This window comes from Aeromicrobium sp., assembly GCF_036676885.1.
In the GTDB taxonomy this organism is placed as follows: domain Bacteria; phylum Actinomycetota; class Actinomycetes; order Propionibacteriales; family Nocardioidaceae; genus Aeromicrobium.
Genome location: NZ_JAKFCB010000182.1, coordinates 26,951 through 39,090 on the forward strand (window position 1 = coordinate 26,951; position 12,140 = coordinate 39,090).

At 69.9% G+C, this 12,140-nt stretch carries 12 protein-coding genes; 4 read left to right on the top strand and 8 right to left on the bottom strand.

Going from position 1 to position 12,140, the window contains the following annotated elements; all coding sequences use genetic code 11:
- The first annotated feature begins 3 nt into the window (after positions 1–3).
- Entirely contained in the window at positions 4–459 is a 456-nt protein-coding gene (locus tag V6M46_RS08705) for a MaoC family dehydratase (protein ID WP_332663816.1), read from the top strand.
- A 4-nt stretch (positions 460–463) separates the two neighbouring features.
- Positions 464–1,555 (top strand): adenosine deaminase, encoded by a 1,092-nt coding sequence (locus V6M46_RS08710; RefSeq protein WP_332663817.1) that lies wholly within the window; start codon positions 464–466, stop codon positions 1,553–1,555.
- A gap of 65 nt (positions 1,556–1,620) precedes the next feature.
- Here the strand turns inward: V6M46_RS08710 and V6M46_RS08715 are convergent, their stop codons facing one another.
- The 6 genes from V6M46_RS08715 to V6M46_RS08740 all read right to left on the bottom strand — a co-directional run bounded on the left by V6M46_RS08715 (position 1,621) and on the right by V6M46_RS08740 (position 8,234).
- Entirely contained in the window at positions 1,621–2,682 is a 1,062-nt protein-coding gene (locus tag V6M46_RS08715) for a 2-oxoacid:ferredoxin oxidoreductase subunit beta (RefSeq protein ID WP_332663819.1), read from the bottom strand.
- On the bottom strand, positions 2,679–4,535 hold the full coding sequence (locus tag V6M46_RS08720) for a 2-oxoacid:acceptor oxidoreductase subunit alpha (RefSeq protein WP_332663821.1): 1,857 nt from the start codon (positions 4,533–4,535) through the stop codon (positions 2,679–2,681). Before V6M46_RS08720 ends, V6M46_RS08715 begins: the two co-directional genes overlap by 4 nt.
- 107 nt (positions 4,536–4,642) lie before the next feature.
- A complete protein-coding gene (locus V6M46_RS08725; protein ID WP_332663822.1) occupies positions 4,643–4,990 on the bottom strand; it encodes an HNH endonuclease in 348 nt (115 codons plus the stop codon).
- A gap of 116 nt (positions 4,991–5,106) precedes the next feature.
- The gene (gene lon, locus V6M46_RS08730; protein WP_332663824.1) at positions 5,107–7,437 is read right to left on the bottom strand and encodes an endopeptidase La; all 2,331 of its coding nucleotides are present in this window, start codon (positions 7,435–7,437) and stop codon (positions 5,107–5,109) included.
- A gap of 179 nt (positions 7,438–7,616) precedes the next feature.
- Complete coding sequence (locus tag V6M46_RS08735; protein ID WP_332663825.1) at positions 7,617–7,973, bottom strand: cupin domain-containing protein; 357 nt, start codon at positions 7,971–7,973, stop codon at positions 7,617–7,619.
- A 78-nt stretch (positions 7,974–8,051) separates the two neighbouring features.
- The gene (locus V6M46_RS08740) at positions 8,052–8,234 is read right to left on the bottom strand and encodes a hypothetical protein (RefSeq protein ID WP_332663827.1); all 183 of its coding nucleotides are present in this window, start codon (positions 8,232–8,234) and stop codon (positions 8,052–8,054) included.
- Between the two features lie 66 nt (positions 8,235–8,300).
- Here V6M46_RS08740 and V6M46_RS08745 point away from each other — a divergent pair, with 66 nt between their 5' ends.
- The gene (locus tag V6M46_RS08745; protein ID WP_332663828.1) at positions 8,301–8,426 is read left to right on the top strand and encodes a hypothetical protein; all 126 of its coding nucleotides are present in this window, start codon (positions 8,301–8,303) and stop codon (positions 8,424–8,426) included.
- Between the two features lie 63 nt (positions 8,427–8,489).
- Positions 8,490–10,664, top strand: a complete 2,175-nt coding sequence (locus tag V6M46_RS08750; RefSeq protein WP_332663830.1) for a thiamine pyrophosphate-dependent enzyme — start codon at positions 8,490–8,492, stop codon at positions 10,662–10,664.
- Here V6M46_RS08750 and V6M46_RS08755 read toward each other — a convergent pair.
- Both V6M46_RS08755 and V6M46_RS08760 read right to left on the bottom strand, forming a co-directional pair.
- Positions 10,661–11,434 (bottom strand): class I SAM-dependent methyltransferase, encoded by a 774-nt coding sequence (locus V6M46_RS08755; RefSeq protein WP_332663831.1) that lies wholly within the window; start codon positions 11,432–11,434, stop codon positions 10,661–10,663. The genes V6M46_RS08750 and V6M46_RS08755 overlap by 4 nt on opposite strands.
- A gap of 61 nt (positions 11,435–11,495) precedes the next feature.
- Positions 11,496–12,140 (bottom strand): MFS transporter (locus V6M46_RS08760; RefSeq protein ID WP_332663833.1); only part of this gene is annotated, 645 nt, incomplete at its 5' end.

The window sequence follows — 12,140 nt, forward strand, 5'->3', positions numbered from 1 at the left end:
AGCATGCGCATCTTGAACAACAGCAAAGAGATCGCGGCGGCCGCCGGAGAAGAGCTCGGTGTCAGCGAGTGGGTGGCCATCACGCAGGAGCGGATCGACCTGTTCGCCGACGCGACGGGCGACCGCCAGTGGATCCACGTCGACCCTGAGCGCGCCGCTGACGGGCCGTTCGGCGCCACCGTGGCCCATGGCTATCTGACACTGTCGATGCTGCCGTTCCTGGGCGCCCAGGTCTACGCGTTCGCCGGCGACGTCGCGCGGGTCAACTACGGCCTCAACAAGGTCCGCTTCGTGTCGCCGGTCCTCGTCGGCTCCAAGGTGCGCAACCGGGTCGAGCTCCTCGAGGTCGAGGAGATCGAGAAGGGCCAGCGCGCGACGTTGCAGCACACGGTCGAGATCAAGGGCCAGGACAAGCCGGCCTGCGTGGCGGAGACCGTCGTCCTCCTGATGGGGTCCTGACACGATGACCACGGTGAGCGCCACGCCCGAACAGATCGCCAAGGCCCCCAAGGTCGCCCTCCACGAGCATCTCGACGGGGGTGTCCGCCCCGCCACGATCGTCGAGATCGCCGACGAGATCGGCCACGACCTCCCCGCAGACGACGCGGAGTCGCTCGGCGTCTGGTTCGAGGAGGCGTCGAGCTCCGGCTCGCTCGAGCGTTACCTCGAGACCTTCGTGCACACCGTCGCGGTGATGCAGCGGCCGGAGGACCTCGCCAGGGTCGCCCGCGAGGCGGTCGTCGACCTGGCGGCGGACGGCTGCGTCTACGCCGAGCTCCGCTGGGCGCCCGAGCAGCACCTGTCTGCCGGTCTGTCGCTGGCCGAGACCGTCGAGGCCGTGCAGGAAGGCATCACCAAGGGCCGGGAGGAGGCCGCCGGGCTGGGCCACCCGATCGTCGTGGGCCAGCTGCTCACGGCGATGCGACACGCCAAGCGCGGCCTGGAGATCGCGGAGGTGGTCGTCGACTACCGCGATCGCGGCGTCGCCGGCTTCGACATCGCGGGTGCCGAGGACGGCTACCCGCCGATCCTGCACCTCGAGGCCTTCGAGTACCTCCGTCGCGAGAACGCCCACTTCACGATCCATGCCGGCGAGGCGTTCGGCCTGCCGTCGATCTGGCAGGCCATCCAGCGGTGTGGTGCCGAGCGGCTCGGTCACGGCGTACGCATCGTCGACGACATCGACTTCGACGCCCCGGGTGGACCGGTGCTCGGCCGGCTCGCTGCCTACATCCGTGATCGGCGCATCCCGCTCGAGATGTGCCCGTCGTCCAACCTGCAGACCAACGCGGTGCCCAACATGCGCTCGATCGCGGACCACCCGATCGGCAAGCTCAAGGACCTCGGCTTCCGCGTCACGGTCAACTGCGACAACCGGCTCATGAGCGGGACGTCGATGAGCCGCGAGTTCCAGCTGCTGGTCGACGCCTTCGGCTACGACATCGCCGACCTGCGCTGGTTCACGATCAACGCGATGAAGAGCGCCTTCCTGCCGTTCGACCAGCGCCTCGCGATCATCAACGACATCATCAAGCCGCAGTACGCCGCTCTCTGAGTTCGGCCCCTAGCGACGAAGTCGCGGGAGGGAGCGCCAGCGACCGAAGGGGCGTACGGCGAGAGTCAAGCCACGGTCCAGGCGTCCTGGCCGTCGAGCAGGTCCTGCAGCGAGGGCGTGTCGCCGGCCAGCGTGGCCTGCTCGCGGCTGAGGTCGTCGTACGTCGGGCGCTCGACCTGGCGGAAGATGCCGATCGGAGCACGGTGGACGACGCCGCTGTCGGTGATGCGGGAGAGCGCGAACGCCGTGGTGGCATCGGGCTCGTGGGCGTCGTGAACCAGCACGTCGGCCGCATTGGAGTCGTCGACCTCGACGATCTCGACCCCGCCACCGGCCGCGCGGACCACGCCCAGATGACCGTCGGCGCCGAAGCGGATCGGCTCGCCGTGCACCAGCGGGATGATCGCCTCGTCACGGGTCGCGGGGTCCTTGACCGCGTCGAACGCCCCGTCGTTGAAGATCGGGCAGTTCTGGTAGATCTCGACCAGCGAGGTGCCCCGGTGTCGCGCCGCCGCCGACAGGACCGTCGTGAGGTGCTTGCGGTCGGAGTCGATCGTGCGGGCCACGAACGTCGCCTCGGCGCCGAGCGCGAGTGACAGCGGGTTGAGCGGTGCGTCGATCGATCCGTAGGGGGTCGACTTGGTGACCTTGCCGGGCTCTGACGTGGGGGAGTACTGGCCCTTGGTCAGGCCGTAGATGCGGTTGTTGAACAGCAGGATCGTCATGTTGACGTTGCGCCGCAGCGCGTGGATCAGGTGGTTGCCGCCGATCGACAGCGCATCGCCGTCGCCGGTCACGACCCACACGCTGAGGTCGGCGCGCGTCGTCGCGAGCCCGGTCGCGATCGCTGGGGCACGGCCGTGGATCGAGTGCATGCCGTACGTGTCGAGGTAGTAGGGGAAGCGGGCGGCGCAGCCGATGCCGGAGATGAAGACGATGTTCTCGCGGCGCAGCCCGAGCTCGGGCATGAAGCCCTGGACGGCGGCGAGGACCGCGTAGTCGCCGCACCCGGGACACCACCGGACCTCCTGGTCGGACGCGAAGTCCTTGCGGGTCTGTGGCTCGGCGGCGGTGGGTACGCCCTCGAGCCCGTGGCCCAAGGGCATCCCAAGATCGACAGTGCTCATTCGCCCTCCTTGATGCACAGCTCGATGAAGTGCTTGCCGAGCTCGGCCGCACCGAACGGCATGCCGCGCACGGCGTTGTAGCCCTCGGCGTCGACGAGGTACTTGGCGCGCAGGAGGCTGCGCAGCTGGCCGAGGTTCATCTCCGGCACGATGACCCGCTCGTATGCCGCAAGGACCTCGCCGAGGTTGGCCGGGAACGGGTTGAGGTGTCGCAGGTGGGCCTGGGCGATGCGGTGCCCGGCGACGCGGGCCCGCCGGCAGCCGGCGCCGATCGGGCCGTAGGTCGATCCCCAGCCGATCACGAGGATCTTGGCGCGGCCGTCGGGGTCATCGACCTCGACCTCGGGGATCGTGGCGGCGATGCCGTCGATCTTGGCCTGCCGCAGGCGGACCATGAGGTCGTGATTGGCCGGGTCGTACGAGATGTCGCCGGTGCCGTCAGCCTTCTCGAGCCCGCCGACGCGGTGCTCGAGTCCCGCGACGCCGGGTGGCGCCCACGGGCGCGCGAGGGTCTGCGGATCCCGCGAGTAGGGGAGGAACGCCGCGTCGGGGTCGACCGTGGCGAAGGCCGGGTCGATCCGCGGCAACGTCTCGACGTCGGGCAGGCTCCACGGCTCGGAGCCGTTGGCGAGGTAGCCGTCGGAGAGCAGGATCACCGGGGTCCGGTAGGTCACCGCGATCCGGGCCGCCTCGAGGGCCGCGTCGAAGCAGTCGGATGGTGACTGCGCCGCGACGACCGGCAGCGGCGCCTCGCCGTTGCGGCCGTTGACGGCCTGGAGCAGGTCGGACTGCTCGGTCTTGGTCGGCAGCCCGGTCGACGGGCCGCCGCGCTGCACGTCGACGACGATGAGCGGGATCTCGAGCATGACCGCCAGGCCGAGTGTCTCGCCCTTGAGCGAGAGGCCCGGCCCGGACGTCGTGGTGACCCCGAGCGCACCGCCGAAGCTCGCGCCGAGCGCCGCTCCGATGCCGGCGATCTCGTCCTCGGCCTGGAACGTCGTCACGCCGAACGCCTTGTGCTTCGACAGCTCGTGCAGGATGTCGGAGGCCGGGGTGATGGGGTAGGCACCGAGGAACACCTGCAGGCCGGACAGCTGGCCGGCGGCGACGATGCCGTACGACAGCGCGGTGTTGCCGGTGACGTTGCGGTAGCGGCCGGACGGGATCACGGCCGGCTTGACGACGTAGGAGACCGCGAACGACTCGGTCGTCTCGCCGAAGTTGTAGCCCGTGCGCAGGGCCGCGATGTTGGCGTCGCGGATCGCCGGCGATCCGGCGAACTTCTTGCCGAGGAACGTGATGCTGCCGTCGATCGGCCGGCCGAACATCCAGCTGACGAGCCCGAGCGCGAACATGTTCTTGGCCCGAGAGGCGTCCTTGCGGGAGAGGCCGAACTCCTCGACCGCGCCGACGGTCAACCCCGTCAGGTCGATCGCGTGCAGCCGGTAGTTGCTCAGCGATCCGTCCTCGAGCGGGTTGGAGTCGTAGCCGACCCGCTTGAGGTTGCGGGCGGTGAACTCGTGCGCGTCGACGATGGCGATGCCGCCGGCCTGCAGGTCGTCGATGTTGGCCTTGAGCGCTGCCGGGTTCATCGCGACGAGCACGTCCGGGTGGTCGCCGGGCGTGAGGATGTCGTAGTCGGCGAAGTGGATCTGGAACGACGAGACGCCGGGCAGCGTGCCGGCAGGTGCGCGGATCTCCGCGGGGAAGTTGGGCAGCGTCGACAGGTCGTTGCCGAAGTCGGCGGTCTCCTGTGTGAAGCGGTCACCGGTCAGCTGCATGCCGTCCCCGGAGTCGCCGGCGAATCGTATGACGACGCGCGTGAGCTCTTCGGTCGACTTCGACGCCGTCATCGCCACCTGCCTTTGTGTGCCTTACCTCACACCGTACCCATGCAGGGGAAAAGAATTTGCCGTTGGGGGCACCGAAACGCGATGTCGTTTCTGCAGGTGGAAGCTAGTCAGGGGCTCGATGTGAGCAGGAGGACGACCTCGCGGTGGCGCAGCAGGAACGCGCTCTCGTCGAGCTTCTTGCGCCGGAGCCAGCTCGTGACCTCGTCGTTGTTCTTGCTCGCGTTGCACGAGCCGCACGCCGGAACGACGTTGTCGAGGGTGTAGCGACCGCCGCGGGAGATCGGCAGGACGCAGTCGCGTTGCAGCGAGCGATCGGTGGCACCGCAGTAGGCGCAGCACGCCCATGCCTCGCGGATGGCGATCCACTGGATCGGTGTGAGGTCGTTGTCGGCACGGGCTACTCGGCCCGTGCGTCGTCGGGCCGCACGGGCGCGACGACTCTGGCGGACGACCACGGTCTCACGGTAGGCCGTGGCAGGACTTGCGCTGCGGCAAGACGCGCCATGTCGCTCCTTGGGCTTGTCGAAGGACGTCCTTTCGACAAGCCCAAGGAGCAGTGGGTCGCGACGACCTATGCGGCGACCGTGGCCCCGACCTCGGCGACCGGCTCGAGCGCCAGCGCCAGGATCTCGGCGACGTCGGCCACCGGGCGTACGTCGAGCTCGGCCAGGACGTCCTCGGGGACGTCGACCAGGTCGACCTCGTTGCGCGCCGGGATGAACACGGTCTTGAGGCCGGCCCGCTGGGCGGCCATGAGCTTCTGCTTGACCCCGCCGATCGGGAGCACGCGACCGTTGAGGGTGACCTCGCCGGTCATGCCGACGTCGGCCCGGACCTTGCGGCCGAGGGCCAGCGACGTCAGCGCCGTGACCATCGTGACGCCGGCGGACGGGCCGTCCTTGGGCACCGCGCCGGCCGGCACGTGCAGGTGGATCGCCCGCTCGAGCGTCGCGGGGTCGATGCCGATCGTGCCGGCGTGCGAACGTACGTACGACAGCGCGATCTGCGCCGACTCCTTCATGACGTCGCCCAGCTGGCCGGTGATCGCGAGGCTGCGGTCGCCGTCGTACGCGCTGGCCTCGATGAACAGCACGTCGCCGCCCAGCCCGGTCACCGCGAGACCGGTCGAGACGCCCGGCACGGCCGTGCGCTCCTCCGACTCAGGGGTGAACCGCGGCCGGCCGACGTAGTCGACGAGGGTCTTCTCGTCGACGACGACAGGCTTGGCGACCTCGGGATCGGTCAGCTTGGTCGTGACCTTGCGGAACACCTTGGCGAGCAGCCGCTCCATCTGGCGTACGCCGGCCTCGCGGGTGTACGACGCCGCGATCTCGCGCAGCGCCTCGTCCGTGATCTCGACCTCGTCGGTCGTGAGCGCGGCGCGCTCGAGCTGACGCGGCGCAAGGTACGTACGCGCGATCGCGACCTTGTCGTCCTCGGTGTAGCCGTCGAGCTGCACGAGCTCCATGCGGTCGAGCAGCGCCTGCGGGATCGACTCGACGACGTTGGCGGTCGCCAGGAACAGCACGTCCGACAGGTCCAGGTCGAGGTCGAGGTAGTGGTCGCGGAACGTGTGGTTCTGCGCCGGGTCGAGCACCTCGAGCAGGGCCGCCGCGGGGTCGCCGCGGTAGTCGGCGCCGACCTTGTCGATCTCGTCGAGCAGGACGACCGGGTTCATCGAGCCGGCCTCGCCGATCGCGCGGACCAGGCGGCCGGGCAGCGCGCCGACGTACGTACGACGGTGGCCACGGATCTCGGCCTCGTCGCGCACGCCGCCCAGGGCGACACGGACGAAGTTGCGGCCGAGCGCCCGCGCGACGCTCTCGCCGAGTGACGTCTTGCCGACACCGGGAGGGCCGACGAGTGCCATGACGGCACCCGAGCCGCGGCCGCCGACGACCTCGAGGCCACGCTCGCTGCGGCGCGCGCGTACGGCGAGGTACTCCACGATGCGGTCCTTGACGTCGTCGAGGCCGTGGTGATCGGCGTCGAGCACCTCACGGGCGGCCTTGATGTCCGCGTTGTCGTCGGTCTTGACGCCCCAGGGCAGCTCCAGGACGGTGTCGAGCCACGTGCGGATGTAGCCCGACTCGGGGTTCTGGTCGCTGCCGCGCTCGAGCTTGCCGACCTCGCGCAGGGCGGCCTTGCGCACGTCCTCCGGGAGGTCCGCCTCCTCGACGCGGGCGCGGTAGTCCTGCGTGCCCTCGGGCTCGTCGTCGCCGAGCTCCTTGCGGATCGCGGCGAGCTGCTGGCGCAGGACGAACTCGCGCTGGTTCTTGTCGATGCTCTCCTGGACCGACTCGGAGATCTTCTCGTTGACCTCGCTCTCGGCGATGTACGAACGTGCCCACTCGATCAGCAGGTTGAGGCGCAGCTCGACCTCGGGGGTCTCGAGGAGCTCCCGCTTCTGCTCCGGCTCGAGGTATGACGCGTAGCCCGCGGTGTCCGCGAGCGCGCTGGGGTCGGTCAGGCGCTGCACGGAGTCGATGACCTGCCAGGCGTTGCGCTTCTGCAGGATCGTCACGAGCAGGCCCTTGTAGTCGCCGGCCAGCTCGCGCACGTGATCGGTGACGGGCTCGTCCTCGATCAGCTCGGCCTCGACCCAGAGCGCCGCGCCGGGGCCGGTCACGCCACCTTGGATGTGGGCGCGCTGCTCGGCCTGGATCACGGCGCCGGGGCCGCCGCCGGGCAGGCGGCCGACCTGCTGGATCGTCGCGATCACGCCGTGCGTCGCGTAGCGGTCCTCGAGCCGGGGGGCGACCAGCAGGCGGTCGTCATTGCTGGTTCGGGCGGCATCGACGGCAGCGCGGGCGGCGTCGTCGAGCTCGATCGGGACGACCATGCCGGGCAGGACGACAACGTCCTCGAGTGCCAGCACGGGGAACTTCTGGAGTGTAGTCATGCCGCCACATCCGTTGAAAAGGCACGGTACGGATGCGCCGGCATGATGGTGTTGTTGGTTCGCTCGCTTCGCTCGTTCACGGGTCTCTCCTCAGAGTTGAGTCTGACTGACTCAACTGTTGGGGAGCGGGCGTCATTCCGCCCCGAGCGCCGTGTTCGCTGTGGGCGGACTCGGCCGGTTCAGGCCGGTACCGCGTACGCCGCGACGCCGGTGTCGAGGAGCACGCAGGGCTCGTCGCCGACCGTCCACGCGTCATGACCCGGCTCGATCAGCACGACATCGCCGGGACCCACGGTGGCCTCGGTCCCGTCGTCGGATCGCACCGTCATCTGTCCGGACAGGCAGAAGCCGGTGTGCCGGACCTGGCAGGACTCGGTGCCGGCGATCGGCTTGACGTCCTCGGACCAGCGCCAGCCGGGCTCGAAGACGCCACGGCCGAGCGTGAAGTCATCCAAGGTGACGACGTCCATGTGCCCGTGGGCCTTGAACGGACGGGTCTCGTGCGGTGAGTCGATGTTCTGTGCGGATGCGGACATGAGGATCTCCTGGTCGTCAACCCTCCCGTGTTTGATCATGCGCCCAGTTCGTCGCCGTGGGAAGAGCCGCGGGTCCGATCACTTGACCCGGTGGATGAACGTGAAGGTCGCCAGCACGAGGGCATCGACCAGCAGGATGAGCGCGAGGAGCTGGAACCCGGACGCCAGACCCTCCACCATGGCGAAGGCGGCGAAGGCCCCGAGCGACAACACGGCGCCGATCACCCACGACCGGAGGCTGGGATGCCAGGGCTCGCTCATACCCCCGATCGTGACGCCTGAGGACGGCAACCGCAAACGGATGGCGCCGCTGGGTAGGCTCCGCGCATGGCCAAGGAGACTGCGAAGCTGATGGCGCGAATGGCGCTCTGGACCGTCCCGCTGGTGCTCATCATCGGGGCCGTGATCGCCGGCGTCGTGCTCGTGGTGCTCGCGAGCTGGCCCGACTTCTAGTCGTACGCGTCGACGCAGGTCAGGTGCACGTCGAGACGACCCGACCTCGCGATACGTTGAAGCATGCCCGAGACGATCGACGATCATGTCGTCCGGCGGTTGCGTGAATGGCCCGCACGGCCCGATGTCCGCACGTCCGTGCCGGATCCCGAGAGCCTGCTGGCCTATTTCGACGCGCAGCTGCAGAGCCGTCACCTCGACCTGGCGATCCGCTGGCTGCAGACCCAGGGCGAGGCGTTCTACACGATCGGCTCGGCGGGCCATGAGAGCAATGCCGCCGTGGCGATGGCGCTGCGGCCCACTGATCCTGCACTCCTGCACTACCGCTCCGGCGGGTTCTATGCGGCCCGGGCGGCGCAAGTGGCCGGGTCGACCGCGATCGACGACGTGCTGAACGGCGCGATCGCGTCGACGAGCGACCCGATCTCCGGTGGCCGTCACAAGGTCTTCGGTCACCGCGGCCTCAACGTCATCCCGCAGACCTCGACGATCGGCTCGCACCTGCCCAGAGCATTCGGGCTGGCCTTCGCCCTCGGGCGGGCTCCGCGCTCCGAGGTCGTGCCGCCGTGGCCGCTCGACTCGGTCGTCGTGTGCAGCTTCGGCGACGCGTCGGCCAACCACTCCACCGCGGTCGGGGCGCTCAACGCCTCGGCCTACTGCGCGTACCAGGGCGCACCGCTGCCGATCCTGTACGTCTGTGAGGACAACGGCATCGGCATCAGCACCAAGTCCCCGACCGGCTGGGTCGAGCGTTCGCTCAAGGCGTGGCCGAGCATCGAGTACGCCGCGGTCGACGGAACGCGACCGGTCGAGCTGCTCGCGGCGGCGGCCCATCTGGCCGATCGGGTGCGGTCCGAGCGGCGGCCGGCGATCCTGCACCTGCGCACGGTCCGCTTCATGGGGCACGCCGGGTCGGACGCCGAGATCGCCTACCGCTCCCAGCGCGAGATCGAGGACGACTACGCCCGTGATCCGGTGCTCGCCACCGCCGGCGTGCTGATCGACGCCGGCGTGCTGACCCCGGAGCAGGTTCTCGCGAGGTACGAGGACGCGCGCGCCACGGTGATGCAGCGGGCCAAGGCGCTGGCCGGAGCTCAGCGACTCGACGACGTCAACGTCATCGCCGAGCCGATCACGGCACGTGCCCGGCGCCGCGACGTGTTGGCGACTCCCGAGCAGCGGCAGGCTGCGTTCGGTGGCAGGCTGCCGGAGGACGAAGGGCCGCTGACCCTCGCGCAGAGCGTCAACGCCGCGCTCAAGGATGCACTCGCCGCACACCCCGAGGCCCTGGTCTTCGGTGAGGACGTCGGTCGCAAGGGCGGGGTCTACGGAGTGACCCGCGGACTGCGCAAGGCGTTCGGCGCCACCCGGGTGTTCGACACGCTGCTCGACGAGCAGACGATCCTCGGCACGGCGCTCGGCACGGCGCTGGCCGGCTTCCTGCCGATCCCGGAGATCCAGTACCTCGCCTACCTGCACAACGCCGAGGACCAGCTGCGCGGCGAGGCTGCGACGCTGCGCTTCTTCTCCGGCGGGCAGTACCAGAACGGCATGGTCGTGCGGGTCGCCGGACTGGCCTATCAGAAGGGCTTCGGCGGCCATTTCCACAACGACAACTCGGTCGCGGTGCTCCGCGACATACCCGGACTTGTGCTGGCGGTGCCGAGCCATCCCGCGAGCGCACCTCAGCTGCTGCGCGAGTGCCTGGCGCTGGCGGGGGAGGGCCGGGTCTGTGTCTACCTCGAGCCGATCGCGCTCTATCACCAGCGCGACCTGCAGGACGGCGACGGCAGCTGGACCGGCACGTACGTCCCGCCGGGCGCGTGGCCCGCTGAGTCCTCGGCAGAGCTCGGTCGCGTGCGCACGTACGGCGAGGGGCGCGACGTCCTGCTCGTGACGTTCGGCAACGGCGTACGCATGAGCCTGCGCGCCGCGGCGGGTCTCGCCTCGAGCGGCATCGGCTGCACCGTGGTGGACCTGCAGTGGCTCTCACCGCTGCCGCACGAGGAGCTGCTGCGCATGGCCGCCGGCTTCGACCGCATCGTCGTGGTCGACGAGACGAGGCAGAGCGGTGGGGTCTCGGAGTCGGTCGTCACGGCGCTCGTCGACGGCGGGCACACGGGTCGCATCGTGCGGGTGACCAGCGCCGACAGCTTCATCCCGCTCGGTCCCGCCGCAGATCACGTGCTGCTCTCGGAGCAGCTCATCGGCGAGATCGTCCGGCGAATCGTCGACTAACCCGGACGCCGGCCACTCACGGCGACGGCCCGGGCCGAGAGGGTGAACGCGCCCTCGGGACCGCCGAGGCGTCGGAAGCAGCCGTCGCGCAGCCGCTCGAGCGCGCCGGGGTCGAGCGATGCGGCATACGCTCCGCCGGGTCCGACGCCGAGCGTGAACGGCAGCCAGTAGTCGTCGAAGTCGGCGTACTCCGTGCTCACCTCGAGTGATCTGGTCCGTACGTCCGTCAGTCCCGCGCCCTCCCACAGCGTCGCGAGCTCGCGCTCGGTCGTGAACCGCATCGTGCGGGCCTCGTCGGGCGCATCCGGGTCGATGTCGCGGGCGGCGTCCCAGAACGTGCGGAGCATCGTCATGCCGTCGGCGTAGTCCCACGTGCAGGCCGCGATCGTGCCGCCGGGCCGGGCGACGCGTCGCATCTCGGCGACGCCCGCCTCGGGATCGGGCAGGAAGTTGAGCACGAGCTGCGAGACGACGAGGTCGAACGTCGCGTCGTCCCACGGCAGGTCCGCGGCCGCCGCCCGGCGTACGTCCGCGCCCGGCACACGCTCGGAGCACGCCGCGACGAATGACTCCGACGGGTCTGCTGCGGCGACGTGCGAGGCGCCGAGCCCGGTCGCGAGGACCTGCGTGAGCGCACCCGGCCCGCAGCCGACGTCCAGCGCCCGTTGGCCGGGTTCGCCGCCGGTGAAGGACAGGAACGTGATCGCCAGCTGGTCGGAGTAGCGGCCCATGTAGCGGTCGTACGCGTTGCGGGTGGCGTCGAAGCCCATGCTGCATTGACGCACCGCGGCGCGTGCCGGTCAACCCGAAGGCCGACCGGCACGCCCGGTGTCAGACCGCGACCGGCTGCAGCTCTCCGGCCTGCGCGGCATCGCGATGGTCCTTGGAGTCGCGGGAGCTGATCAGGACGAGGCTCAGCACCGCGCCGGTGATCGCGAGTCCCGTGCCGACCAGGAACGCCGACTGGAAGCTCTCGGTGAGTCGCTCCGGCGGCGTGCCGGTGACATCGCCGAAGCGGCTGTTGGCGACCGCGACGAGGATCGCGAGCCCGAGTGCGCCACCGACCTGCTGGGACGTGTTGATCAGGCCCGACGCGAGACCGGCGTCATCGGGCTCGACGCCCGACACCGACGCGATCGTCAGCGGCACGAACGCGAAGCCCAGACCGAGTGCGGCCAGGAGCGACGGGAACAGCAGGTCGCCGAAGAACGTGCCGTCGGGGGAGACCCGCGAGAACCAGAACAGCCCGCCGGCCACCAGCATCATGCCGCCCGCGAGGACGGGCTTGAAGCCGATGCGGGTCGTGAGGACGGACGCGAATCCCGCCGAGACGATGATGCCGCCGGCCAGTGGCAGGTACGCCAGCCCGGCCTTGAGCGCCGAGTAGCCCAGCACCTGCTGCATGTAGAGCGACACGAAGAAGAACATCGAGAACAGCGACATCGCGACGAACACGGCGGTCAGGTTGGCGCCGGT